Source organism: Paraburkholderia sp. GAS334 (genome assembly GCF_050436625.1).
Classification (GTDB): Bacteria; Pseudomonadota; Gammaproteobacteria; order Burkholderiales; family Burkholderiaceae; genus Paraburkholderia.
Genome location: NZ_JBNDMO010000009.1, coordinates 153399 through 176653, shown reverse-complemented (window position 1 = coordinate 176653; position 23255 = coordinate 153399). Strand labels below are relative to the sequence as shown.

Annotated in this window: 26 protein-coding genes; 13 read left to right on the top strand and 13 right to left on the bottom strand. The window is 62.1% G+C overall.

All coding sequences use genetic code 11. From position 1 onward, the window contains the following. Positions 1–41: 41 nt before the first annotated feature. Together P3T21_RS18495 and P3T21_RS18490 are read right to left on the bottom strand one after the other, a co-directional pair. Positions 42–899, bottom strand: coding sequence for a peptidoglycan DD-metalloendopeptidase family protein (locus tag P3T21_RS18495; RefSeq protein ID WP_429257384.1), 858 nt, complete (start codon positions 897–899; stop codon positions 42–44). Between the two features lie 499 nt (positions 900–1398). Further along, a complete protein-coding gene (locus tag P3T21_RS18490; protein ID WP_429257383.1) occupies positions 1399–1815 on the bottom strand; it encodes a hypothetical protein in 417 nt (138 codons plus the stop codon). Between the two features lie 167 nt (positions 1816–1982). On the opposite strand from P3T21_RS18490, the gene P3T21_RS18485 reads away from it, so the two are divergent. Continuing rightward, the gene (locus tag P3T21_RS18485) at positions 1983–2384 is read left to right on the top strand and encodes an SRPBCC family protein (RefSeq protein ID WP_429257382.1); all 402 of its coding nucleotides are present in this window, start codon (positions 1983–1985) and stop codon (positions 2382–2384) included. 33 nt (positions 2385–2417) lie between these two features. On the opposite strand, the gene P3T21_RS18480 is transcribed toward P3T21_RS18485, so the two are convergent. Then, positions 2418–3173: a DeoR/GlpR family DNA-binding transcription regulator gene (locus P3T21_RS18480; protein WP_429257381.1), complete on the bottom strand. Its 756-nt coding sequence runs from the start codon at positions 3171–3173 to the stop codon at positions 2418–2420. A gap of 92 nt (positions 3174–3265) precedes the next feature. Between P3T21_RS18480 and P3T21_RS18475 the strand changes: the two genes are divergently transcribed. Continuing rightward, entirely contained in the window at positions 3266–3853 is a 588-nt protein-coding gene (locus P3T21_RS18475; RefSeq protein WP_429257380.1) for an NUDIX domain-containing protein, read from the top strand. A 59-nt stretch (positions 3854–3912) separates the two neighbouring features. Here the strand turns inward: P3T21_RS18475 and P3T21_RS18470 are convergent, their stop codons facing one another. Beyond that, positions 3913–4917, bottom strand: coding sequence for an aldo/keto reductase (locus tag P3T21_RS18470; protein WP_429257379.1), 1005 nt, complete (start codon positions 4915–4917; stop codon positions 3913–3915). A gap of 375 nt (positions 4918–5292) precedes the next feature. Between P3T21_RS18470 and P3T21_RS18465 the strand changes: the two genes are divergently transcribed. Beyond that, positions 5293–6465, top strand: coding sequence for an OpgC domain-containing protein (locus tag P3T21_RS18465; protein ID WP_429257378.1), 1173 nt, complete (start codon positions 5293–5295; stop codon positions 6463–6465). Here P3T21_RS18465 and P3T21_RS18460 read toward each other — a convergent pair. Continuing rightward, complete coding sequence (locus P3T21_RS18460) at positions 6404–7480, bottom strand: AI-2E family transporter (protein WP_429257377.1); 1077 nt, start codon at positions 7478–7480, stop codon at positions 6404–6406. The genes P3T21_RS18465 and P3T21_RS18460 overlap by 62 nt on opposite strands. Before the next feature lie 385 nt (positions 7481–7865). On the opposite strand from P3T21_RS18460, the gene P3T21_RS18455 reads away from it, so the two are divergent. Continuing rightward, complete coding sequence (locus tag P3T21_RS18455) at positions 7866–8153, top strand: DUF3331 domain-containing protein (protein ID WP_429257376.1); 288 nt, start codon at positions 7866–7868, stop codon at positions 8151–8153. 11 nt (positions 8154–8164) lie between these two features. Here the strand turns inward: P3T21_RS18455 and P3T21_RS18450 are convergent, their stop codons facing one another. Beyond that, on the bottom strand, positions 8165–8659 hold the full coding sequence (locus P3T21_RS18450) for a thioesterase family protein (RefSeq protein WP_429257375.1): 495 nt from the start codon (positions 8657–8659) through the stop codon (positions 8165–8167). 334 nt (positions 8660–8993) lie between these two features. On the opposite strand from P3T21_RS18450, the gene P3T21_RS18445 reads away from it, so the two are divergent. The 4 genes from P3T21_RS18445 to P3T21_RS18430 all read left to right on the top strand — a co-directional run bounded on the left by P3T21_RS18445 (position 8994) and on the right by P3T21_RS18430 (position 13982). After that, positions 8994–11516, top strand: a complete 2523-nt coding sequence (locus P3T21_RS18445; RefSeq protein ID WP_429257374.1) for an adenosylcobalamin-dependent ribonucleoside-diphosphate reductase — start codon at positions 8994–8996, stop codon at positions 11514–11516. A gap of 113 nt (positions 11517–11629) precedes the next feature. After that, positions 11630–11908, top strand: a complete 279-nt coding sequence (locus P3T21_RS18440; RefSeq protein ID WP_429257373.1) for a DUF1488 family protein — start codon at positions 11630–11632, stop codon at positions 11906–11908. A 125-nt stretch (positions 11909–12033) separates the two neighbouring features. Then, positions 12034–12825: a DeoR/GlpR family DNA-binding transcription regulator gene (locus P3T21_RS18435; RefSeq protein WP_429257372.1), complete on the top strand. Its 792-nt coding sequence runs from the start codon at positions 12034–12036 to the stop codon at positions 12823–12825. Further along, a complete protein-coding gene (locus P3T21_RS18430) occupies positions 12822–13982 on the top strand; it encodes an MFS transporter (RefSeq protein ID WP_429257371.1) in 1161 nt (386 codons plus the stop codon). Before P3T21_RS18435 ends, P3T21_RS18430 begins: the two co-directional genes overlap by 4 nt. Before the next feature lie 109 nt (positions 13983–14091). On the opposite strand, the gene P3T21_RS18425 is transcribed toward P3T21_RS18430, so the two are convergent. The 4 genes from P3T21_RS18425 to P3T21_RS18410 all read right to left on the bottom strand — a co-directional run bounded on the left by P3T21_RS18425 (position 14092) and on the right by P3T21_RS18410 (position 16981). After that, positions 14092–14667 (bottom strand): BPSL1445 family SYLF domain-containing lipoprotein, encoded by a 576-nt coding sequence (locus P3T21_RS18425; RefSeq protein WP_429257370.1) that lies wholly within the window; start codon positions 14665–14667, stop codon positions 14092–14094. A gap of 264 nt (positions 14668–14931) precedes the next feature. Next, entirely contained in the window at positions 14932–15375 is a 444-nt protein-coding gene (locus tag P3T21_RS18420) for a cupin domain-containing protein (RefSeq protein WP_429257369.1), read from the bottom strand. 281 nt (positions 15376–15656) lie between these two features. Next, positions 15657–15947 (bottom strand): cupredoxin domain-containing protein, encoded by a 291-nt coding sequence (locus P3T21_RS18415; RefSeq protein WP_429257533.1) that lies wholly within the window; start codon positions 15945–15947, stop codon positions 15657–15659. Positions 15948–16036: 89 nt separating this feature from the next. Further along, on the bottom strand, positions 16037–16981 hold the full coding sequence (locus P3T21_RS18410; protein ID WP_429257368.1) for a metallophosphoesterase family protein: 945 nt from the start codon (positions 16979–16981) through the stop codon (positions 16037–16039). A gap of 293 nt (positions 16982–17274) precedes the next feature. Between P3T21_RS18410 and P3T21_RS18405 the strand changes: the two genes are divergently transcribed. Continuing rightward, positions 17275–17466, top strand: coding sequence for a hypothetical protein (locus tag P3T21_RS18405; RefSeq protein ID WP_429257367.1), 192 nt, complete (start codon positions 17275–17277; stop codon positions 17464–17466). Between the two features lie 59 nt (positions 17467–17525). On the opposite strand, the gene P3T21_RS18400 is transcribed toward P3T21_RS18405, so the two are convergent. Continuing rightward, positions 17526–18311 (bottom strand): anti-sigma factor family protein, encoded by a 786-nt coding sequence (locus P3T21_RS18400; protein ID WP_429257366.1) that lies wholly within the window; start codon positions 18309–18311, stop codon positions 17526–17528. Then, a complete protein-coding gene (locus P3T21_RS18395; protein ID WP_429257365.1) occupies positions 18311–18850 on the bottom strand; it encodes a sigma-70 family RNA polymerase sigma factor in 540 nt (179 codons plus the stop codon). Before P3T21_RS18395 ends, P3T21_RS18400 begins: the two co-directional genes overlap by 1 nt. A gap of 521 nt (positions 18851–19371) precedes the next feature. On the opposite strand from P3T21_RS18395, the gene P3T21_RS18390 reads away from it, so the two are divergent. The 3 genes from P3T21_RS18390 (at position 19372) to P3T21_RS18380 (ending at position 20963) form a co-directional block, all read left to right on the top strand. Then, a complete protein-coding gene (locus P3T21_RS18390; RefSeq protein WP_429257364.1) occupies positions 19372–20121 on the top strand; it encodes a hypothetical protein in 750 nt (249 codons plus the stop codon). Between the two features lie 166 nt (positions 20122–20287). Beyond that, positions 20288–20533 (top strand): DUF4148 domain-containing protein, encoded by a 246-nt coding sequence (locus tag P3T21_RS18385; protein ID WP_429257363.1) that lies wholly within the window; start codon positions 20288–20290, stop codon positions 20531–20533. A 109-nt stretch (positions 20534–20642) separates the two neighbouring features. Continuing rightward, entirely contained in the window at positions 20643–20963 is a 321-nt protein-coding gene (locus P3T21_RS18380; protein ID WP_429257362.1) for a DUF4148 domain-containing protein, read from the top strand. A gap of 77 nt (positions 20964–21040) precedes the next feature. Here P3T21_RS18380 and P3T21_RS18375 read toward each other — a convergent pair whose 3' ends face one another. After that, a complete protein-coding gene (locus tag P3T21_RS18375) occupies positions 21041–21550 on the bottom strand; it encodes a DUF1697 domain-containing protein (protein WP_429257361.1) in 510 nt (169 codons plus the stop codon). Positions 21551–21759: 209 nt separating this feature from the next. Here P3T21_RS18375 and P3T21_RS18370 point away from each other — a divergent pair, with 209 nt between their 5' ends. Then, positions 21760–22911, top strand: coding sequence for an IS110 family transposase (locus P3T21_RS18370; RefSeq protein WP_429257360.1), 1152 nt, complete (start codon positions 21760–21762; stop codon positions 22909–22911). Positions 22912–23255 lie beyond the last annotated feature (344 nt).

The following is a 23255-nucleotide window of genomic DNA, read 5'->3' as shown; positions in this document are numbered from 1 at the left end:
ACTTTGCGCTAACGCGTCAGAGCGTGAGCGGAACGATGCGGCTAGCCCCGCCCTTGCGGCAGGTAAGGCATCGGATCGACGGGCTTGCCGTCATGACGCAACTCGAACAGCACCGACACGCGCGTATTGTTCTCATTCCCCATTTCAGCGATCTGTTGCCCCTGATGCACGACGTCGCCGGTTTTAACGAGCAGCTTGCGGTTGTGCGAGTAAGCCGTCAAAAAGTCCTTGTTGTGCTGGACGATGATCAGACTGCCGTACTCGTTGAGCCCTGTCCCGGCGTACATGACCTTGCCGTCCGCGGCGGCCCGCACTGGATCGCCGGCCTTGCCCGCGATCTCGATACCGCGCGTTTCGCCCGCCTGGAACGGCTCCACGACGGCGCCCTGCGCCGGCCACGCCAGCGCGACACTCTTTGCAGCGCGTGCAGTCTGCGCGGTCATCTGACGCGAATCCGCCGAACCTGCCGACGCACCCGAACCGACCGGTTTGCCATTCGCCGCGACCGTGATCGTCACAGTCTGCTGCGTGACGATACGCAGCACCTGGCCTTTCTTCACGTGTGCGGACGGCTTCATCCGGTTCCAGGCCAGCAGGTCCTTCACGCTGCAATTGTTCTTCTGCGCGATACCCGCGAGCGTGTCGCCGCGCTTCACGCGGTAGTGGGTTGTCTTCGTCGTCGTGACGGTGCGGCTCGTCACCGCATCGCTTGCAGCCTGTTGCGCCTGCGCCGCTGCATCGGATGCCGCTGTTGCCGCGGCTGCCGCAGCCTGAGCGTCCGAAGCCGCGTTATCCGCTGAAGCGCCCTGCTGTCCAACGTTCGCACAGCCGCTGATCGCGACGGCGATCCATAACCCGGCGAGGCCTGTCCTTGTCCTGTCGAAGCGACTTCTCAACATGTTCGACTCCTGCGTCTTTCAATGGCCAGGCTTTTCGTACGTTGCGCAGAAGGCATGCATTCACGTATTGGCGTCTTGCGCAGACCGCAGCGACGGGAGACTCACATCGTTGTGTCCGCAACCAGCTCACACCAGTCAGCACATGAAGCACCTTCTCACTCTCGCAACCGGGACACATTCCTCATACAAAAAGGGCCAGATTTATCGGTTAAATTTCACGCAGCATTGTAATGGCCGCATCACAATCTGCGCGCTCCCCAAACAACTCGATACAAATGCTTACGAAGGGAATCTTTCGGCCGGTTCGCATCGACACCGCGCGCGACATAGGCGCGACTGGCGGCAATGACCGGACGTGGGGTGCGATCGTAGCCCCGTGACTCGTCCAGCACGGTGCAACCGCTCAGGTTTGGAACCCTCCTGGCTACTGGCACGACCGCATCTTCTTAACGGCAGCGTGCGCGCAAAACTTGAGGCACAGCGTGGATACGCGCGGCTGTCAGCTGTAATACTCGCCCGCGTATTTCACGTAACCGACGGGATGATGGGTGAAATGCAGCACCGGCAGCACCGGGTTGGTGTTGTCCTGGGTCGGATAGGCGCTGGCTTCGGGAATATATTCGCCCTGCACTTCGATCGGCTGGCCAGCCTCGAGACCGGAAATTTCCTGACTGAGACCTTCGTTGTCACCGAAACGCACTGCGACGAACACTTCGGTACCCGTCAGATTCTGCTGGCCGCCCTCGAACTTCACGACCGTATCGATCTTCATCACGAAGTGTTGATGATTGGCGCCGTTGTGATTTTCAGGTTCGTCGAAAACGCGCGAGATCGTTCCTTGAACGCAGGCTAACGGCGCGCCCAGCGAGTAGACGAAACGGTGATGCGGAAGAATCTGCGTGGCGCGATTGCTCATGATGTTCTCCTCGGCGTGGCCTGTGGCGGATATCGTGACGAGATGGCGGCGCACAAACCGGACCCGCGTGTCCGGGCCGGTCGACATGCGCGCGATATCATTTGAGCAGCCTTACGCGCGCGAGTTTCAACGCACGCGGAATCGACCGTTATCTGAACGGAGACATCGTGCAAACCTTCGAATCGAAAACGATCAGCGTGCGCATTGAACGGAGCGCGCACGATGTCTATGACTTCACGGCATCGCCTGCTTCGTTCGCGCGCTGGGCGTCGGGGCTTGGCAAGCCACTACGGGAAGAAGGTGCGGTGTGGGTGTTCGAGGGACCCGAAAGCCCGGTGAAAGTCCGCTTCAGCGAACGTAATGCATATGGCGTGCTCGATCATCATGTGCTGTTGCCCGACGGCAGCGAAATCTATATTCCGCTACGCGTGATCGCGAACGGCACAGGCTGCGAAGTGCTGTTCACGTTATTCCGTCTGCCCGGCATCAGCGGAGAAAAATTCGACGCCGACGCTCAATGGGTCGCGCGCGATCTGAACACGCTGAAAGCGCTGGTCGAAGCATCGTAAGCCAGAGACTTCCGCACTCACGCACTGACGTATTTACGCGCGCACGATCGTTACGCCCAGCGCTTCGAGCGGCGCAGTCAACGTAACGGGCGTCTCCTTCTCGACGACGATCGCGCTCGCGGCCGCGATCTCCGCGATCATGCAGGCCGAGGCCGCGTTGAGCTTCTCCGCCGACGCCAGCACGATGGTCTCTGCCGCGCGCGCAGCCAGCGCGCGCTTCACATAGGCCTCTTCGAAGTCACCCGTGCTGAATCCCGCCTCGGGATGCACGCCCGTCACGCCCATGAAATACAGATCCGCGCGGATATGACTGAGCGCTTCGATGGCGGCCGCGCCGACGGCTACCATCGAGTGCCGGAACAACCTGCCGCCAATCAGGATCACTTCGAGCGCAGCATGATCCGCCAGTTCGACCGCGACACTCGGGCTATGCGTGACGATCGTTGCCCGCAGGTCGCGTGGCAGATTGCGCGCGAGTTGCACGGCCGTCGTTCCGCCATCGATGATCGCGATCTGCCCGGGCGCGATCATCTGCGCGGCGGCCTTGCCGATCGCCGCTTTCGCCGTTGATCCGATGCCCTGCCGCCCCGCGAAATCCACCGCGGCCGGCGACGATGGCAACGCGCCGCCATGCACGCGCTGCAGACGCCCTTCGGCTGCAAGTTCACGCAGATCGCGGCGCACCGTGTCCTCCGATACGCCGAACGCGGCGCTCAACGTTTTGGCGACAACCTGGCCATCGCGGGCAAGCGCGTTCAGGATCAGCTGTTTTCTTTGCGAAGTGAGCATGGAAGCGTGGTACACGAAATTACTTGTTTTTGCACGAATATGCACGATATCATGATTTTCAAAGGTAAACGACCGGTCTGAAAGGAAATTCCATGAACGAAACTGCCGACCGCGTACGGATCGTCGACGTTGAAGTGCTGTCCGACGACTGGTACGTCCTGAAAAAAACCACGTTCGATTTCCAGCGTGCCGACGGCAGCTGGCAGCGTCAGAGCCGCGAAACCTACGACCGCGGCAACGGCGCGACCTTGCTGTTGTACGACCCGGAGCGCGCTACGGTGGTGCTGACGCGGCAGTTTCGTCTACCGGTTTTCGTCAACGGCCACGACGGCATGCTGATCGAAGCGCCGGCCGGTTTGCTCGAAGCGGCGTCGCCCGAAACGAGGATTCGCGCGGAGGTCGAGGAGGAGACCGGCTACCGCGTACACGACGTGCGCAAGGTTTTCGAGGCTTACATGAGCCCCGGATCGGTCACCGAAAAGCTGTTCTTTTTCGTCGCGCGATACGATCCCGCGTCGAAGGTCAGCCAGGGTGGCGGGGTTGCCGGCGAAGGCGAAGACATCGAGGTGCTGGAACTCACGATCGACGAGGCGCTGGCGATGGTCCAGCGCGGCGATATCGCCGATGGCAAAACCATCATGTTGCTGCAGTACGCCGCGCTTCATCTGTTCGCACGATGAGCGGCAGTTGCCGCGTCTGACGCGCGGCAACCCGTCGCCATCGCGTCAGTCAGCGTGATTCAATGCGCGCCGCGTTCGCTATCGAGATGCGCCATCTGCGCTTCGTTGTAGCGCGTCCCGGCGACGGCTTCAGGCGGAATCGCGGCTTCGATCGCAGCCAGTTCGCCCAGTTCCAGTTTCAATCCGGCGGCAACGATCGCATCGGTCAACTGCGCCCGGCGACGCGCGCCGACGAGCGGCACGATGTCGTCGCCACGCGAGAGCGCCCACGCAATCGCGATCTGCGCCGGGTTGCTGCCGCGTGCCTCCGCAATGGTCCGCAACGCTTCGACGAGCGCGAGATTGCGTTCGAGGTTTTCACCCTGAAAACGCGGGCTCATGCTGCGAAAATCTCCCTTGCTGTTTTCGCGCGATGCCGACCACTTACCGCTCAGCAGCCCACGCGACAGCACGCCATACGCGGTCACGCCGATCCCCAGTTCGCGACAGACCGGCAGAATCTGCGCCTCGATCCCACGCGACATCAGCGAATACTCGATCTGCAGATCGCTGACCGGCGCGACAGCCTGTGCGCGACGAATCGTATCCGCGCCCACCTCCGACAGCCCGATGTGCCGCACGTAGCCCGCTTTTACGAGATCGGCGATGGTGCCGATCGTCTCCTCGACCGGCACGGACGGATCGAGCCGCGCGGGACGATAGATATCAATGTAGTCCGTGCCGAGCCGCCGCGGCGTGTACGCAACATAGTTGCGAATGGACGCCGGCCGCGTATCGATACCGATGAACGCGCCAGCCGGATCGCGCTGTGCGCCGAACTTCACGCTGATGATGACGTTCTCGCGCTGACGGCCTTGCAGCGCGTCGCGAATCAGCAGTTCGTTGTGGCCCATGCCGTAGAAGTCGCCGGTGTCGAGCAGCGTGATGCCGGCGTCGAGCGCGGCGTGGATCGTCGCAATGCTTTCGTCACGATCGGCCGGGCCGTACAGGTCGGACATGCCCATGCAGCCAAGACCGATGGCGGAAACCGTCGGACCGTTCTTGCCGGGTTGGCGGGTTTTCATGCGTCTGCTCCAGAAAGCGGGATCGGGACGCTGCACACGACCGGAGCATCGCGCGCTCCGTGCAGCACATCGACAGGATTCTGCGCTCAAGCCGCGTTTCGGGGAACCGGGCTCGCTGAGCAGTCTATTCAAACCTGTTAACATCGGCGGGTTGCGCGACGTGGTGAAACCTCCGCCGCGCCGAGGAACTTCCGCCACCACCACCGGTCAGTCCTACCAGTCCCGCAGCGGGTTTCCCTTTTCGCCTGCCCAACCGGCCTCGCGTCGCGCGCCTTCGCGGCAGCGCATGCGATATCGGCTCCCCCATTCAGCAAACCTCGCGCTGCCAGCCATGCGTCAAGCATGCGTCTGCGCGAGGTCGTTCTGGCAATACCTATGCAAACGTCGCAACACCGTCTCGTCGAGCTCGATTTTTTCCGTGGGCTCGTGCTGCTCATCATCGTCGTCGACCACATCGGCGGCAGCATCCTGTCGCGCTTCACGCTGCACGCGTATGCGCTGTGCGATGCTGCAGAAGTCTTCGTGTTTCTCGGCGGCTTTGCGACCGCCACCGCGTGGGCTGCGCTCGCGGAGCGGCGCACGGACGCCATCGCACGCAACCGCTTCCTCAAACGTTCGCTCGAGATCTACCGCGCGTTTCTCGTGACTGCGGGCCTGATGCTGCTCGTCAGCGCAGTGCTCGTCGCGTTCAGTATCGATGCACCGAATCTCGCCATCAACGATCTCGACGACCTGATCGACGCGCCGCTCGAGGCGCTTGGCGATATCCTGCTGTTCCGCCGCCAGCCGTATCTCGCGTCGGTGCTGCCCATGTACGCGTTCTTCGCACTGATGGTGCCCGCCGTGTTGCCGCTCGCGCGCAGCAAGCCGTGGCGGCTGCTCGCGGGCAGCGTCGCGTTGTGGGCGTGTGCGCCGCATCTGGCCGGCTGGCTGCCCGGTGTCGAAGACACACCATGGGATTTCAATCCGCTCGCGTGGCAACTGCTGTTCGTGCTGGGCGTGATTGCGCGCTGCCAGCCGGTCTATCAGCGTATCAACGCGCATCGCGCGGGCGGGCTCGTCACGATCGCGGCCGCGTGCGTGGTCGGGGCGGCTGCGTACTACAAGCTCTTCGTCGAAACCGCGCCGCTCGACCCGAGCTTCAAACAGAATCTCATGTGGCTGCGGGCGGTGAACTTTCTGGCGATCGCGTGGCTGGTCGCGAGGCTGGTCCGCATGGGTTGGGTGGGCAAGGTCGCGCAGCGGCTGCCATGGATCTGCCTGATCGGGCGCAAGGGCTTGCTGTGTTTTGTCGCCGGGACGGCGATTTCACTCGTCGTCGATTCGCTGCTGTATCACGCGACGGACGGCCTGCTCGATGTTCCGTTCGGTCTGGTCGCCGACGTGATCGCGGTCGGCTCGTTGCTGCTCGTCGCGCAGGCGTCTGGGCCGGTTTCGCGCTTCATCACGTTGCGTCCGAGCCGTCGCCAGGCGGGCGCAACGAGCGTCACCGGCGTACCCAGTCGTTCCACAGCACCATCAGCACGGTCATCAACGCCGGGCCTATAAAGAGTCCGAGCAGGCCGAACGTCTCCGCGCCGCCCAGAATGCCGAACAGCACGAGCAGAAACGGCAACCGCGTCGAGCCGCCGATCAGCACCGGCCGCACGAAATGCTCCGCGACAAACACGACGACGAAACCGATCACTGCAAGCCCTATCGCCGCTGGGACCGAGCCTTGCGCGAACAGCCATAGCGCCGAGCCGCAGAACACGATTGGCGCGCAGAACGGCAGCATCGCGGCGACCGCAGTGATCAGACCCAGCAGCGCCGCATGCGGAACACCGACGAGCGCATAGACAACGCCCAGCAGCGCGCCTTCACCGAGCCCGACCACCACCAGCCCTGTCACCGTGCTGCGCACTGCGCCCGCCATGCGCTGGATCAGCTGCGCGCCATCGGAGCCGAACGCCCGCCGCGCGCCCTTCAGCATCGTGTCCGACAGCCGCGGGCCGGCCTGCAGGATCATGAACAATGTGATGAGCATGAAGCCGAACACGACGAGGATATGCACGGCGCGCTCACCGAAATGTCGTCCGTAGGTGAGCACAGTCTGGCTGTGCAGGCCCTTCATCGCCGCCGAATCACGCAGCGGCTGTTCGAGATTCGTTTTCCACCACATCGTGATCTGCTGCACGCCGAACGGCAGATGCTCGATGAAGGCCGGTACCGGGATGCCGTTTTCCTGCGCATCGCGGAACCACGCGAGCAGGTTTTGCGCCTCGCTGACGGCCTGAGCAATGCCAAGCCCGACCGGGAGCACCACCAGCAGCGAGATCGCAGCCGTGAACACGAATGCAATCGCCGTCGTGTGGCCCTGGAACTGGGGGTGACGCTCCACGTGTGTCAGCAGCGGCCACAGCGCAATCGCGATCACGCTGGCCCAGACCACTGCGGGAATGAACGAGCGCACGATCCACAACGCAAGCAGCACCAACGCCACGTAAAGTACCTGCAGCCCCACTTTCTGGGCTTTCTGGCCGCTGGATTGCGGCTCGGGCGAAGCGGGCGGACGCTGGATCATGAGACCTCAAATCTTGAATGGTAACGGCGCACGATGCGGCTTGAAGGGACGAAGCCCCCGGAGCGCATCGCACGAAGCGATCCCGCATCTTAAAGGAAGCTAAACTCTCGGCGTCGAACGGCTGGCAACCGGTCTCGACATGGCTCCCTGATATGGCTCCTTGATATGGCGTCCACAGTGCCACCCGCATGTCGCGCGCCGAACAACACTGCGTTGCAAAAACCCGCGCTATCGGCTGCGACGGGCGTCCAGCTGCGTTGTTTCGTGCCACAAGCCGTTTTCCGCCCCATTATTGCTAATCCTGGAACGGTGTTTCTACGGACGCACAATGTTCTTCTTGCGCGCGCGGGACTACATTCGGCACACCACACAACGGGAGCCGACCATGCAGACCATAGCGTCCTTACCTCTGAGCGGAACAGAAGGCGTACGCATTGAGATTCTCGAGCGCTCCGACACGACGCTGGTCATTCGCTGGGTCGAGCCGGGACGCTGCCACTACGGCGAGCAGCGCTGGCGTCGCCGGTCGGCACATACGTCGGGCACCTGCGCGCTGTCGCGCAGCAAGATCCGTCGTGGCGACGCCGTCTTCAAACCGGCTGAGCGTCCCGCGCCATCGAACGCAGCGGCGATGATTTCCGCCGAGATTCTCGGCAACCTGCTCGACGCCTGATCCGGATCGATCTACGCCTTCGAAGAAGGCAAGCCGATCACGCGCCCACGATACGTCGCGCGCTGCTGGTTGGCATGCGACTGCGCCAGCACGAGCGCGCGCACGCGGGCCTCGATATCGTCATCGAATGCGACGGCCTTCGGGCCTGATGTATCGACGTGCAGCAGCATCTGCTCGCCGGCTGCCACGGGTGCGTCGCGGGCATCGGTGAACATCTCCAGATAGATATGCAGCCGCTTCGCATCGTGCGCGAGCACGCGCACCTCGACGCGTAGCGGCGCGCCCTCCTTGATCTCGTGCAGATAGTTGACGTGCGATTCGAGCGTGTAGATCGACCGTCCACGCGCCTTTCGGGTCGCGTCGTCGAGACCTATCCGGTCGATCAGCACATCGGTCGCGAAACTGAAAATCAGCAGATAGAACGCGTCGCGCAGATGGCCGTTGTAGTCCACCCATTCGGGGCGCACCTTATCGCGGTAGACAATGAGCGGCGTTTCGTCTGGCATGGGGTTTCCGTGTGCTGGCGTTGAGGCTTCCGGGGAATGCGAGCCCGGCAGGGCGTGACGACTGACCGGCGGCAAACCCACCGCCCGGCATGGACATTCTGCCACCCGATGCCCCAAGCAGTCGCATGAACCGATGCGCCGGCGCATCCTGCGTGCCCGCGCCCGCGCCCCGCCGCTTCGCAGACGCCCACCACTGTGATTGCGGCAAGCGCCCGTGTGCGGTACCGTGAGACGAATCCGCGGCGCCAGGCAGGGGAACTGGGTCATTACGCTCATGGTGCGCGCGCCGCACACCGCGTTACAACATCCGCGCAACGCCATTTGGGACGGGACCATGGCTGAAAACGATCCGACGCTATCGATTGCTCCGCAGCAATTCTCCACCGACGTCATGCTTGAAAAGTACGCCAAGGGCGACGAGCAGACGGTCGGTGACGTCTACCGGCGCGTCGCGCGCGGCGTGGCGTTGGCAGAGCCCGAAGCGCTGCGCCCGGTAATCGAAGCGCGCTTCGTCGACAACCTCCTGCACGGTGCGCTCGGCGCCGGCCGTATCATGAGCGCGGCGGGCAGCGGCATCGCCGCCACGCTGATCAACTGCTTCGTGCAGCCGGTCGGCGATTCGATTCAGGGCGTCGATGAAGCAGGCCTGCCCGGCATCTACGTCGCCCTGTTGCAGGCCGCCGAAACCATGCGGCGCGGCGGTGGCGTCGGCTACAACTTTTCTGGGATCCGTCCGCGAGGCGCGCGGGTTCATACCACCAGTTCGTCGGCCTCCGGGCCGTGCAGCTATATGGATGTGTTCGACGCGTCGTGCCGCACCGTCGAAAGCGCAGGCTCGCGACGCGGCGCGCAGATGGCCGTGCTCGACTGCGACCACCCTGACCTGCTCGAATTCATTGAAGCCAAACATTCGAAGGGACGCTGGAACAACTTCAACGTCTCGGTCGCCGTGACGGACGACTTCATGCGCGCGGTCGAAAACAACCAGCCGTGGCAGCTCGTGCATCGCGCCGAGCCTTCGCCCGCGCTGCGTGCCGAACGCGATCTGCAGCAACGCGACGATGGCTACTGGATCTATGCAGAGAAACCCGCGCGCGCGATCTGGGACATGATCATGCGGTCGACCTACGACGTCGCCGAACCGGGCGTCGTGTTCATCTCGCGGATGAACGAGGACAACAACCTGCGCGCGGTCGAAACGATCCGCGCCACCAATCCGTGTGGCGAGCAACCGTTGCCGGCATACGGCTGCTGCAATCTCGGGCCGCTGAACCTGACGCGTTTCGTCAGCGATCCGTTTGCGCAGATGCATGGCGGCACGCCTTCGTTCGACTGGGAAGCGCTCGCCCAACGTACGCGCACGCAGGTGCGCTTTCTCGACGATGTGCTCGACGTCACGCTCTGGCCGCTCGTCGAGCAACGCGACGAAGCCGCCGCGAAACGTCGCATCGGCGTAGGTCTGACGGGTCTTGGCGACACGCTGGTCATGCTCGGCCTGCGCTACGACGCGCAGGAAGGTCGCGATTTCGCAGCGCGTGTCGCGCGCTTGATGCGTGACGAGGCGTATCGCGCGTCGGTCGAACTGGCGAGCGAGCGCGGGGCGTTTCCGCTGTTCAATGCAGCGCAGTATCTGGAGGATGGCACGTTCGCCTCGCGCCTGCCCGACGACATCAAGGACGCGATCCGTCGTCACGGCATCCGCAACAGCCATCTGCTTTCGATCGCGCCAACGGGCACCGTCAGCCTCGCGTTTGCGGACAACGCGTCAAACGGCATCGAGCCCGCGTTCTCGTGGACGTACACGCGCATGAAGATCATGGCTGACGGCAACCGCCAGCAGTTCGCGGTCGAGGATCATGCCTGGCGTCTCTACCGCGAACTCGGCGGCGAGGTGAGCGCGCTACCCGAATACTTCGTCAGCGCGCTGGAAATGTCCGCGCGCGACCATCTCGACATGATGGCCGCGGTGCAGCCCTTCGTCGACACGTCGATCTCGAAGACCGTGAACGTCCCGGCCGATTATCCGTTCGATGATTTCGAAGGCCTCTATTTCGACGCGTGGAAACGCGGCCTGAAAGGGCTCGCGACGTATCGCCCGAACGAGACGCTCGGTGCGGTGCTGAGTGTGTCGCCCGCCGAAGCGGACATACCGGACGACACGCTCAGTGCAGCCGATCTCGATCCGCTGCGCGTGACGATCGATCATCGTCCGAAGGGCGAATTGCCCGCGATCATCGAAAAGGTCGAGTACCTGACGCAGATGGGCAAGAAGTCGCTTTACGTGGCGGTGTCGTTTATCGAAGTGACCGGACGCCTGAATGGCAAGGAAGTCACGATCGAGCGGCCGATCGAATTTTTCATCCCGGCCGGGCAACGCGACGAATCGCAGCAATGGATTACGGCGACGATGCGCTCGCTTTCGCTGGCCGCGCGTGGCGGCTTCGTCGCACGCAATCTGCAGGACATGCGCAAGGTTTCGTGGGATCGCGGCCAGGTGCGGTTTGGCGAGGTCCAGCATCCCGACGGACATCGTTCGCCGCGCTGGCATGACTCCGAGGTCGCGGCGTTGAGTTATGCGATCCAGCAGATTCTGCACCGTCGCGGTTTTCTCGACCCGGAAGGCAATCAGGTGCCTGCGCGTGTACTGGCCCGTTTGCCGCGCGGACACATGGTCGAAACCGCACACGCGGCCAGTGCGGATGAAACGCCTGACGAAATCCGCAGCGAAACCAGCGGCCCCGAACTCGCGCCCACGATGCTCGGCAGCAAGTGCGAATATTGCGGCGCCAATGCGGTCATCAGAAAGGATGGCTGCGATTTCTGTACCGCGTGCGGGGAAATCGGGGCGTGCGGCTGAGCGAGAAAAACGTGAAGCGCGCGTCAATGTGCGACTAATGGCGGTTTTCCCACAGACTGGATTTGACGGTCTGTCATCCTGTTCACTCGGATGTGCTGTGTTGGGAGATCGCCATGTCGGTATATGTTGATGAAGCTTTCAGGCCGTGCGTCACGGAGTGCGCAACGGTGGCCTTTCGTGTGTGCTTTGACGATCGCGTTCAGGTTTTCGAAGTGAGTGCTGAAGCATTGATGACGTACTGCGGCGCAGCGAGCAGACGCCGCACCGACCTCCTCGTGGCGTTCGAAGACGCCCTGTGCGAGATTCTGAAAGTGGCGGCACACAGGAAGTCCTTCAAACCGACCGAGCCCGTGCGACTGGGCCTCGACGAATTCAAAACCGCTCTGCATTAGCCCACGAACGCGGCGCCGGCACAGGCGCCGCAAGGTCCAGAAGGCGCCCTGTTGCCCGCTTTGCTCGTTTATGATATGTTTTGCTCGATTGTGATTGATTCATCCACCGGGCAAACGGGCAAGACATGCAACGAACACGACAGGACGCAATCGACGGGCTGCTTCCCGAGGAACGCGAAAGGCTGATTCTGGAGCGGCTGCGCGCGCAGGGCCGGGTGCTGGCATCCGAACTCGCTGCCGAACTTCAGACGTCTGAGCACACGGTCCGCCGTCACCTGCGCGATCTCGCCGGCGCGGGACATTGCAAACGGGTCTACGGCGGCGCCCTGCTCACTTCGCCGGCGGGCATTCCGGCATCGACTCGCATGCGTGAAGGCGTCGATCGAAAGGCGTGCCTCGCCCGGGTCGCGGCGTCGATCGTCCAGCCGAGGCAGATCATTTTGCTGGACGCCGGTTCGACCAACGTCGCGATCGCTGAAGCGCTTCCGGACAATGCGGATCTCACGGTTGTCACCAACTCGGCCGAGGCCTGCGTACGCATGCAGGACCGGCCGGGATTCGATGTCATTCTCATCGGCGGGCGCGTCGGTCGGCGCGTGGCGGGTTCGACGGGCGCCACCGCCTTGCTCCAGATCCAGCAGATCAGGGCCGACCTGTGCTTCCTCGGCGCGTGCGCGCTCGACCCCACCGAAGGCGTCGCGGCATTCGAAGCCGAAGATGCCGAACTCAAACGGGCGATGGTGAAAGCGAGCGGGCTGGTCGCCATTGCCGTCACCTCGGAGAAGTTGATGACCGCCGCGCCTTATCTTGTTGCGCCGGCATCGGCCGTCGATTATCTGATCGTGGAATCCGGGCTCTCCGCCGACCGGCTGGCCAGCCTCGAAGCGGCCTGCGACACCGTGATGGTTGCACCATGATGAAGCCAGTCAGGGAGCGGATCGCCACCCTCGCGGTGTTTCTCGCCAATGGATTCGGGATTGGCGCCTGGGCCGTCGAAGTCCCGCGTATCAAGGAGAGCCTTGCGCTGAGCGATGCCGCGTTAGGGATCGCGCTGTTCGCCTTTGCGCTCGGCGCCATCGTCGCGATGCCGCTTGCCGGGCGGCTCGCGCCCCGGTTCGGAAGCGGCCGGGCTACTGCACTGCTCGGCGCGGCGTTCGTCGTTGCGCTGCCGCTACCGGCGCTCGTGCCCAACCTCGCTTTGCTCTGCTTCGTGCTCCTCGCGCTGGGCGCGGCGAATGGTGCGCTCGATGTATCGATGAACGGACACGCGAGCACGATCGAAACGAAGTGGAAGTCGCCGATCATGTCCTCGTTCCATGCGGCGTGGAGTGCGGGCGGCCTGCTCGGTGCCGCGACCGGCGCAATGATCCAGAAATGGAGTGTCGGCATTGTGGGGGGGCTGGTGCTGCCCGACGTGTTCATCGGCGGACTTGTGCTGATCGCTGCCGTTATCGCGCTGCGGGACCTCGGACCGCGTGCGGCCGCGCCCCCTGCCAGCGGATTTGCCTTGCCCAGTGCAGGTGTGATGAAGCTTGCTGCGCTCGCCTTCCTTTGCATGATGGTCGAAGGCGCAGTGGCTGACTGGAGCGCCGTGTTCCTGCGCTCGACGCTGAGCGGCGAGGCCAGCATTGCCGCACTCGGCTACTCCGCGTTTGCACTCTCGATGGCGGCCTGTCGTGTTATCGGCGACGTGTCCGTCCATCGGTTCGGCTCCAGCAAGGTGGTTGCCATCGGTGGTCTTGTGGCGGCAACGGGGCTCGCCCTGGTGCTGGGCCTGCCCAATGTCCTGACCGCCTGCGTGGGATTCGCGCTGGTCGGCGTGGGTCTGGCCAATATCGTCCCGGTCATCTTCAGCGCAGCGGGCCGCTCGACGCTGACGCCAGCGATCGGTGTGTCGATGGCGGCCACTGCAGGCTACGCGGGCTTTCTGGTCGGTCCGCCATTGATTGGATTCGGCGCGGGCTTCCTCGGGTTGCGAATGGCGCTATGCGTGCTCGTCGTGGCCGCACTGATCGTGTGTCTGGTCGGCGGACGGGCTGTCCGCAGCGACGGGATCGCGGCAACGGCGAGCTAACGTATCGGCGAGCGGAAAAGCCCGGGCGCAACTTGCCGGATGCGTCGATGATCTGACGCGTCCGGCCTGCCCGTTCTCAGCCGGGCGAAGCCACGGGTCAACTCCGTCATCAGATTTTCAAACGCGACACCTTGGTCCCCGAGAGCGAGACGTCGCCCATCAGACCGGCGTTCGTCAGCACGAACACCTCTACCGGCGCAGTTGCCGTGGTCGTATCAATCGCCCCGTTCGCACCTACCTTCACGAGCGCGACCGATCCTTCGCCTCCGACCGACCAGCCCTCGGAGTTGCGAAAGCTGTCCAGCGCTTCGCGCGTCATGAACAGGAAGATGATGGCCTTCGATTGGGCACCCGCCTGGAAGCCGAACGATCCGGATACTGTGCTGTAGTAACCCACCGACTGCCCGCCCACGCGCAACGCACCTTCGCCGTACTGACCGCCCACGACGAAGCCGGCTTGAAGCACGGAAGGGAATACGAGCACGCCATTCGCCTTTGCGACAAGTTCCCGCGAACCCTTGACGTTCGCATAGAGCCGCGACATGGTGCCCCGGACCTTTGCGTCGATCGACCGCCGCTTCGCTGAATTGCTCTCGCTGGTTGCTGCATGACTCATCGTGGCCGTGCAAACGGCAAACGCAAGACCGGCGACAGCCCCTGCCCGTATGAAATTCCGCCTTTGCATCGCGACCTCCATGGTGATTCGTTGTCAAATTCCTGGTGTGGGATCAGCTCAACGAGATCATATAGCATGGCTTTGCAAGCGGAATGACCTTAAGGAAATCTGACGCCCAGGCGACGCGCGCCTTTGCGCCGATCGGCCGTCATGACAAGTCATGCTCCTGAGCGCAACCGGGCGTCAACCAGCAAGTGGCCTTGAGGCGAAAACAACGACTATTGGTAAGGAGCAGCGGATCTCAACTTGCATTATCAGAGGCTCAAACGTAGCTCAGGAAACGCGCGCCGGCACCAGCCCATACCTGGACATGACGCCGAGAAGCTTTGAGCGGTCGGGCGGGCCACCGGCATTTACGATTGTTCCGACGTCACGAAAATACTGGGCACCAATGTCGGGCGTAAGGACGATCAGTGCGCGCGCCGTGCCACTGTGCGGGTTGCCAAAGTGATGGACCGATCCACGCGGGGTAAACATCCATTCTCCCGGCGTCAGGTCTCGGACTACCCCATCGACCGAGTACCGAAGTATGCCCTCGAGCATATAGACGCACTCTTCGTTACGTGTGTGGCTGTGTGGCGGCGGTACTTGCGAACCGGGCGGCACAGTCAACTCAAAAACACCCATCCCGCCGGTGGCCGTTCCATCTATCAGGTACTGAATGGTCAACTGACCTACGTTGATCGGTTCGTTTGGCGCTACGCTGCTGAGAGTCATTCCGAAACTCCTTCAGACCAGGGATTCGCGTCAGTCCGCCAACGTTGCAGGTAAGGGGTGCGCCGCTTGCGACGCGTCCTGCAACTGAAGGGAAATACAATTCAACCCGGATTATGCACCTCCCACGAACGTATTTTGTCCCGGAGCGGCGACAGGCCGGTTGGTCGGCTCGCGCAACATGCGATGGCGGGTTGCGACGATGTCGCCGTCTTGAGGACGGAACGGCTCATAGAAATCCGCGCCGTACCGTCCGGTCGAATCTGAAGTCGGGCTGAGCGCGCCTACTGCACGGTGATGGTCTCTCTCATATTGGGGTGTATCCCGCAGAACACCTTGTAGACCCCCGCCTTATCGAACTTGAACTGGAACGAGTCGTTCTGGTCGAGCGCGGCGGAGCGGAACAAGCCGGCGTCGTTCACAACGGTATGCGGTTCGCCATCAAGATTCTTCCAGGTCACCGTCGACCCGGCTTTGACCGTAATCGACATCGGCGAAAACATGAAATTCTTGATCACAACGGCGTTAGAGTCCTGAGCGTGCGCGACAGTGAAGCCGAAAGACAGCGCCGCCATGAGCATCCCGGCCCGGAGGGGAACGATGTAGGCGCGGCGAAAGATAGTCGTTAGCATGAGTTGGTCCTGTTAGTGAGCGGTATCTGGAATCACACAAGCGTCGAGTCAGCGAGCGTCGCCTTGAGCGGCCGGCGCACGATCTTGATGCTGGTCACGCCCAGCATCTTTGGAAGCTGATCGCTCGCGACTGTCAGGGGCCCCGGGCCGGGTCCATTGCCGGCGGTCGGCTGCGGGTAGGCCGTCGAGCGCGCCGTATGGAACGTGATATTGCCCTCGACCTTCGACACGATCTGGTGAATATGGCCGTTCAGGACGGTCACCGAACCGAAGCGCTTCAGATAGCTCATTGCCTGACCCGCATCACCCGTGCCCCAACCCCACGGCTCGTAGATCGTCCACATCGGCATGTGCGCGAAGACGACGATCGGCGTGCTGGACGAACGGCCCTTCAAATCGTTTTCCAGCCAGGTGAGCTGCTCGTCGCCTAAACCGCCCAAACCATTCGGCTTGAAATGCATCACATTGACGAGCGCGACGAAGTGCACGCCGCTGTGGTCAAAGCTGTAATAGCCTTTGTTGTCCGAGGCCTGGCCAAAGCGGCTGAAGTATTCCGTCCCCGGTCCATCCGTAACGTCGTGTTCGCCTGGCACGGTATGCAACTCAGTGATATTCAGGCCCGACATCAACTGCGCGGCAAGATCGAACTCAGCCGGTTTGGAAAGATGGGTGATGTCGCCGGTATGAATCGTCAACGCGGGCTTGACCGGCATCGCATTGACGAACTCAATCGTCTGCTTGAGTGTGCCCGCGACATCCGGATTGGCCTCCTTGTTGAAGCCGATGTGCGAGTCGCTGATCTGGAGAAACAGGGGGACGCCCGCGGCAGCTGAGGAATCGTTCGCGTTGGCGGCAAGGGCTAACTCCACCGGCGTGAGGATACCGCCGGCCAGGACGAACACCGTGCCAACGCCACCGTAAGCGAGACATTTCAACGCGCCGCGGCGCGACGGATCAAATGGAACATGTGACGACATAGTGACCTCACGATAAGGGTTCGGGAGGTGGGCCGCAGGATCATCCGACGGGCCTCCGGACCGGATTCAAGAGGTAGACTGCCGCGACATCCGTTTTATTCCATGATCGAAAACCGCGCCGCTCGCGATCAGTTCGTCACGCACCCTTCACTGCCCGGCCAGAACCTGCAGGAGCCTGTTGAAACCGGCGCTCAGGCCCGCTGAGCTGCCATTTCCGGCAGCCGGCTGGATTCGGGAATAACCGTCCCAAGCTGCCGGTCTTACGAACGGGAACACACGAAAAGAGGCTCAAAATGGACATCATCGACATCGCCCGTGCATCGGGAATGGCCGTTACGCTCGAGGGCAGAATCGGCCGCGAGGAATACCAGAGCGTGTGTGGTTCGTTATCGGCGTTGCAGCGATTTGCCGATGCAGTCCTTCAATGCGCAGCGAAGCAGAAAGACATCCAGAAGCGCGCACAAAGGACTTCGCGCCATGCATGAGAAAGGGCGTGTACGACGTGCCGCACCGGCCAGCGGCAACGCGCCTGAAGCCACGACCGCTACGAAGCGGTATGCGCACGCAGGTTCGTGACGAAACCGTTTAGTTCAGCGTCGCCGGCATCGGTAATCGCCCAGTAATTCATGCCTGCGGCACTCCAGTGCGCCAGATGGTAGCCCTGCCGCTGGTCGATGTGAGGCGTGAAGCCCGCGTCGTTGCCCGGCCACACATAAAGATTGATCGGGTGCAGCTTGTACCGATAGACCATCACGGCCACCGGCCGCCCGTTCAGGTAATCCAGCCGCCCGCCGACCAGCGGATACCCCTGCTGCACGAGATCGACGACAGGCGGCGCGAAATCCAGCTTGCCGTCAAACCACGGCTTGACCGTGTGCCGGTCGGTTGAAATCACATCGGAGAGGTGGTTGAACTGCAACGAGCGAATATGATTGTCCACGAGTTCCTGAGTCAGGCGCGTCTCGCCGGACGGCACCGAGAGGTACAAACCCGCACTCCAGGCCAACGCAACCAGGCTCATCGCCATCGCGCCAACCGGCGCCCAGTTCAACGACCCACCGCCGCTGTGCCAGCCGAATCCTTCGACCAGCCGCTGCCACAGCGGGGGCCGTCCCGGCAACGCAGCCTTGATGCGTTTCACCAGTTCCGCTGGCGCCTCGACGCGCAAATCCGCCTGCCGGAGTTGCGCACTCACCTCACGGTGTTGCGCGTAGACCCGCTGACACTGTTCGCAGCCAGCCAGATGGCGCTCGAATTCGAGCGCTTCGGACAGGCTCAATTCCTGATCGAGATAGCCCGGCAGCAGTTCGGACGCCTGTTCGTGATCCATCACGCCTCCCGATCCGTCGATGCGAGCAGCGTCGCGAGTTGCTGGCGGCCACGCCCGAGGCGCGACATCACCGTCCCCATCGGGATGCCCACAATCGTGGCGATTTCCTTATACGACAATTCTTCCAGCTCCCGCAGCACAATCACCTCCCGGTACTCCAGACGCAAACCCTGCAACGCCTTATGCACCCGCTTCTGGCTCTGGCTGCGTATAAGCATCGCTTCAGGACTGACGTCGTGGTCGGCGGTACTCATCTCAAGGCTGTGCATGTCTTCCTCAAACTCCAGCGTATCCGGTGCGTGGCCCCGGTTCTGCTGATACCAGGTGTAGAAGGTGTTACGCACGATGCTCAATAGCCATGCGCGGGCATCGTCGCCGCGGAATCCGCCGAAAAACCTGAACGCGCGAAGATACGCTTCCTGCACCACGTCCTGCGCGTCCTGGTCGTTATGCGTCAGCCATCGCGCAACATTGAAGGCCGAATTCATATGAGGCAATACGAGCGTTTCGAAGCGCTTCGCGAGGATGGGATCGGCCATTGTGAAATGAAATTCCTGCAGTAACCGCAATCCGTGGCCGACAGTTACCTAACCGCCGGCATGCCATTTTTATTCCCGGACGGTCGCCGGAATGCATCGCATGTTAAGCCGATACACCATTCGACGCCTTTTTACACACTGCCCCACGCTCTCAGCGAGCGACGTAGACGACTGATCTCACGGGCATTGTAGCCGCGCCAGGAACCCGGGCACGCCCCTTCATGCCCGGAGTAAATGGCCTGCTCTCACTTCCCGCAACGCCTGACCGGCGGCAGATGCCGCCTCATCCAGTACGCCATGCCGGTCCTCGACGGCGAGTCGACGAGGCACCCAGTGTTCTATCAAAAGCGCGGGAATATCCGGCGATGAAGCAGCGTCTACTCATCGCATATCGCGTAACACCCATAGGAGACTGAGATGAAAAAGGTTGCCCGCATTAAACAGGAGCATCTCACCCAACAGCACGCAGCCGGGAAAGCGGCGGGCATTACGTCGGCCACTACCACCCGTTGAAGGTCCACATGCAATCCGTTCTGCGTCGTTTTCAACTCGGGTCGGGCGTCGTGCTGCTGATTTATCTTTTTCTCCACCTGGTCAATCATGCACTCGGAATCTGGTCGCTCGACCTGGCAGGTCGAGGCCTCACGCTGGCGCTGCGACTCTGGCATAGCGTGCCCGGAACGATCGCACTGTACGGTGCGGCCTCCCTGCATTTTGCACTTGCGGTACGCACGATATACGGACGCCGCCACTGGGCACTGCCGCCCACCGAATGGATACGCCTGTGGGCAGGCCTCAGCCTGCCCCTGCTACTCATCCGCCATGCAGTCGCGACCCGGCTCTCGGCCTCGCTCTATGGTTTCGAACCGAACTATGAGCGCGTGATCATCGTGCTGCTCACAAGTGGCACACAAGGCTTGCAACTTGCGCTGCTCGCGCCCGGGTGGATACACGGTTGCCTCGGACTGTGGTTCCGTTTGCGCCACTATCCTTTGGCGCGCCGCGCGAAGCCCGCGCTGCTGGCATTCGTAGTCCTGCTGCCACTGCTTTCCGCGGCCGGCTTTGTGAGGATGATGCAGGCCGTCGTGGCGAAAAGCGTTGTCCTGCCGGCGCCCGATCCGAAACTGGTCGCGCATCAACTCGCCCTCGATGCCTGGCGTCACAATCTCATCACCCTGTACCTGTCGCTGATCGTCAGCGCTTTCGTCGCCGGCCATTTGCGTAACTGGCTGGAGCGTCGACGATTGCGGAAGACTTCGCTGAATGCCTAGCGCATTCACAGACCAGGCGAGACTGCCGCTATAAGACTGCGAAGAAGAATCGGTCACGCTTCGATAAAACCAGCGTCTTTTCACAAAGACTGGGAATAACCAGCGGCATCGTGGGGTTTACTCAATGCACACCGCACGATCCTTTGTAAACACTTAGGAGTCTGAAATGAAGAAATATCTCGTGATAGCCATTTCGCTATCAGCTCTCGCCTCGTCAAGTGCGTTTGCCCAGAGCAAGACACGCGCCGAGGTATATCAGGAGTTGATCGAAGCACAGCAGAACGGTCTGAACTACGTCACCGATACCTCGTACCCGGATGTCAACCCGATCTACGCGGCCCAGGTCGCGCGCATGAAGCAGGAACGTCTTGCACATCAGAACGCGTCTGGTTCGAACAGCGCGGCTCATTGAACACGTGCTTTGTCCGGCGGGTTGGTGCTGGCCCCACGTCACTCAGGTGATTCACAGTTCGACCCGTCATCCGCATGAACAAGCACCCCAACACTCTGGGAGCACCACTATGAAATCTGATTCAAAGAATCGGTTTGCTGACCGGCCATGGCGCAGCCTGGCTCTCGCAGGCGCAGTCCTCATGTCGACTTCAGTCTGCGTGTACGCGCAAACCATGCCGGAGCCCACGACTCATCAAGTCACCCGTGCAGAGGTCATGCATGAACTCGAAGAACTAGAGGCTGCGGGTTATAACCCATCCCAAGGCGACGACGGCGCATACCCGGCCGATCTTCAGGCCGCGGAAGAAAAAGTTGCCGCCAAACATCGAGCAGAAAGAAATGCGGTAACGAGCGCAGGCCAGACCGCACAGACGAAGCCGGCACCTTGAACTGCAGAGTCTTTCTGGAAATCCGCCGGATTCAGATACGTATAGCCGTCGTCGGCCTTCCTGATTGCGCCCGGCGGCTACGCAGCCGTCCACTCGACGAGCGTGGCTACGGTATTCATGTTGCGGGCGGTTCCGGTCATGGCGCCCGGAATTTTCAGTTTTGAATGCGCCATTCCTTCTCCGTAGTACACGTAAATCTCGCGCGTCCCGAGCGCGATTTCTTCTGTCTGCTGGCCACTTACATTCGCGAGAATGTCCTCAGGCGGCGGCGCATCCAGAAATATCGCGACTGTTCGATTCGGTGCCGCTGACCTGAAGGGATTCCCGGCAAGAACCGCGGCCAGTTCGGCGCCCGTCCGGATCAGAACCCCTACCGGCTTGCCGGCGTACGTCTCCAGACAACGCTCAAGCTTCGCCTTCACACTCGCTTCAGAAAGCCTGCTTTCAAATACGACGTTGCCACTAGCGATATAAGTGCGGACTTTGGAAAAGCCAAGTGATTCGCACATCGCACGAAGTTCGGACATGGGAAGTTTGCCGGTGCCGCCAACATTCACGGCCCGCAAGAGAGCGGCGTACGTAGTCATCCAGGTATTTTATTTCCATTTCTCCGATGGGGGTTGTCGACAAGGCAATCAAGGCAGTTTCTTTGGCGGTCCGGCGACCGAAAAGAGATTCAGGTCCTGGTCATGAACTTCTATCGCGCAGTCTTTAGATACTATGGAAGGGCCGCAGCAGTAAGGCCCCTGGAGTAAAACGAGGATTCCGACACTCGTTTTTCGAAAGGAGCACGCAAATGGATGCGCCTGACACGGCCCTTCAGGGGCGGGATACAACGATCACCGGCTGGCTGTATGTCGCCTTCGAATTGGGTGAGAAGAGCTGGAAGCTGTCGCTCGGCAACGGCGTGCGCGCGCCAAGCCGGTGTACGGTGACGTCGGGCGACACCGCCGCGGTGCTGACCGCGATCGCGAAGGCCAAAGCCCACTGCCATCTGGCCGCCGACGCCCCGGTGCGCAGCTGCTACGAGGCGGGCCGTGATGGTTTCTGGCTGCACCGCTGGCTGGCCGCACATGGAATCACCAACCTGGTGGTGGATCCGGCCAGTATCGAAGTGAACCGGCGGGCCCGCCGCGCGAAGACGGACCGGCTCGACGCCGACAAGCTGCTGTCGATGCTGATGCGCTACTACGGCGGTGAGCGGCGGGTGTGGGCGGTCGCACGCATTCCGACCCCGGAGCAGGAAGATGAGCGACGTTTGCATCGGGAGCTCGGACGCCTGCGTCAGGAGCGCACCGCCCACAGCAACCGGATCCGCTCGCTGCTGGTGCTGCACAACCTGCGGGTCGAGCGCATCGGTGGTCGCGCGTGGGCGCGCTGGTGGGCTGAGCACGCCGCACAGCTATGGCCAGGTCTGCGCGCCGAAATTGAACGCGAGTCCGAGCGGCTCTCGCTGGTTGCCACGCAGATCAGGACGCTTGAAGCGCTACAGGAGCAACAGGTGCGCGACGGCGTACAGCCCGCGATTGCCGTGCTGGCGCGGCTTGCGGGTATTGGTACGGGAGGTGCGTGGACCCTGGTCAAGGAACTGTTCGGCTGGCGGCAGTTTCACAACCGCCGGGAAGTCGCCGGTTGCCTGGGCCTCGCGCCGACGCCGTACGCAAGTGGCACCAGTGAGGTCGAGCAGGGCATCAGCAAGGCTGGCAACAAACGAGCCCGGTGGCTGATGGTAGAACTCGCGTGGAGCTGGCTGCGCTTCCAGCCGGCCAGCCAGTTGAGCCTATGGTTTAACCAGCGCTTTGCAGGCGGTGGCAAGCGCTTGCGACGTATCGGCATTGTCGCGCTTGCGCGCCGTCTCGCGATCGCCTTGTGGCGCTATCTGCAATATGGCGAGATTCCGCTCGGGGCAACACTCAAGCCATCTGGCAGCAACGCCGTTGCGACCTGAGCGGCCAACGTCGATCGACGACAGGGCTTGAAGGTCAGCGCGCCCGGGCAACACACGGGTTACCCGACGGGTAATCGTGGCTTTAGATGGGGCGCGTCGGTAAAGGAGTGGTTCCAGCGCTCTGCGCATGCGGTATGGGGTGACCGGCCCGGTGCCGGCACGGATAGAAGTTAGACCGGGCAAACGCCCGGACATCAAACACTCCGACTTCAATCCTGTTGAAGTGTCGATTTATATAAAGGATTCCAAACTGAAATAAGGCATCTTCGCCATGCGAGTTATCCACCACGGCCAGCGACGTGGTCGTGACAGACGACCCGCTGGCCGTGGTGGATAACTCGCAG

Coding starts and splice junctions, on each gene's coding strand:
- P3T21_RS18370 (WP_429257360.1), top strand. CDS start 21,760: ATGGATGCGCCTGACACGGCCCTTCAGGGGCGGGATACAACGATCACC.
- P3T21_RS18385 (WP_429257363.1), top strand. CDS start 20,288: ATGAAGAAATATCTCGTGATAGCCATTTCGCTATCAGCTCTCGCCTCG.
- P3T21_RS18445 (WP_429257374.1), top strand. CDS start 8,994: ATGGCTGAAAACGATCCGACGCTATCGATTGCTCCGCAGCAATTCTCC.
- P3T21_RS18465 (WP_429257378.1), top strand. CDS start 5,293: ATGCAAACGTCGCAACACCGTCTCGTCGAGCTCGATTTTTTCCGTGGG.
- P3T21_RS18395 (WP_429257365.1), bottom strand. CDS start 18,850: ATGGCCGATCCCATCCTCGCGAAGCGCTTCGAAACGCTCGTATTGCCT.
- P3T21_RS18450 (WP_429257375.1), bottom strand. CDS start 8,659: ATGCCAGACGAAACGCCGCTCATTGTCTACCGCGATAAGGTGCGCCCC.
- P3T21_RS18435 (WP_429257372.1), top strand. CDS start 12,034: ATGCAACGAACACGACAGGACGCAATCGACGGGCTGCTTCCCGAGGAA.
- P3T21_RS18405 (WP_429257367.1), top strand. CDS start 17,275: ATGGACATCATCGACATCGCCCGTGCATCGGGAATGGCCGTTACGCTC.
- P3T21_RS18390 (WP_429257364.1), top strand. CDS start 19,372: ATGCAATCCGTTCTGCGTCGTTTTCAACTCGGGTCGGGCGTCGTGCTG.
- P3T21_RS18460 (WP_429257377.1), bottom strand. CDS start 7,480: ATGATCCAGCGTCCGCCCGCTTCGCCCGAGCCGCAATCCAGCGGCCAG.
- P3T21_RS18480 (WP_429257381.1), bottom strand. CDS start 3,173: ATGCTCACTTCGCAAAGAAAACAGCTGATCCTGAACGCGCTTGCCCGC.
- P3T21_RS18455 (WP_429257376.1), top strand. CDS start 7,866: ATGCAGACCATAGCGTCCTTACCTCTGAGCGGAACAGAAGGCGTACGC.
- P3T21_RS18440 (WP_429257373.1), top strand. CDS start 11,630: ATGTCGGTATATGTTGATGAAGCTTTCAGGCCGTGCGTCACGGAGTGC.
- P3T21_RS18400 (WP_429257366.1), bottom strand. CDS start 18,311: ATGGATCACGAACAGGCGTCCGAACTGCTGCCGGGCTATCTCGATCAG.
- P3T21_RS18410 (WP_429257368.1), bottom strand. CDS start 16,981: ATGTCGTCACATGTTCCATTTGATCCGTCGCGCCGCGGCGCGTTGAAA.
- P3T21_RS18380 (WP_429257362.1), top strand. CDS start 20,643: ATGAAATCTGATTCAAAGAATCGGTTTGCTGACCGGCCATGGCGCAGC.
- P3T21_RS18420 (WP_429257369.1), bottom strand. CDS start 15,375: ATGACTCTCAGCAGCGTAGCGCCAAACGAACCGATCAACGTAGGTCAG.
- P3T21_RS18375 (WP_429257361.1), bottom strand. CDS start 21,550: ATGACTACGTACGCCGCTCTCTTGCGGGCCGTGAATGTTGGCGGCACC.
- P3T21_RS18470 (WP_429257379.1), bottom strand. CDS start 4,917: ATGAAAACCCGCCAACCCGGCAAGAACGGTCCGACGGTTTCCGCCATC.
- P3T21_RS18425 (WP_429257370.1), bottom strand. CDS start 14,667: ATGCAAAGGCGGAATTTCATACGGGCAGGGGCTGTCGCCGGTCTTGCG.
- P3T21_RS18490 (WP_429257383.1), bottom strand. CDS start 1,815: ATGAGCAATCGCGCCACGCAGATTCTTCCGCATCACCGTTTCGTCTAC.
- P3T21_RS18475 (WP_429257380.1), top strand. CDS start 3,266: ATGAACGAAACTGCCGACCGCGTACGGATCGTCGACGTTGAAGTGCTG.
- P3T21_RS18430 (WP_429257371.1), top strand. CDS start 12,822: ATGATGAAGCCAGTCAGGGAGCGGATCGCCACCCTCGCGGTGTTTCTC.
- P3T21_RS18495 (WP_429257384.1), bottom strand. CDS start 899: ATGTTGAGAAGTCGCTTCGACAGGACAAGGACAGGCCTCGCCGGGTTA.
- P3T21_RS18415 (WP_429257533.1), bottom strand. CDS start 15,947: ATGGCGGCGCTGTCTTTCGGCTTCACTGTCGCGCACGCTCAGGACTCT.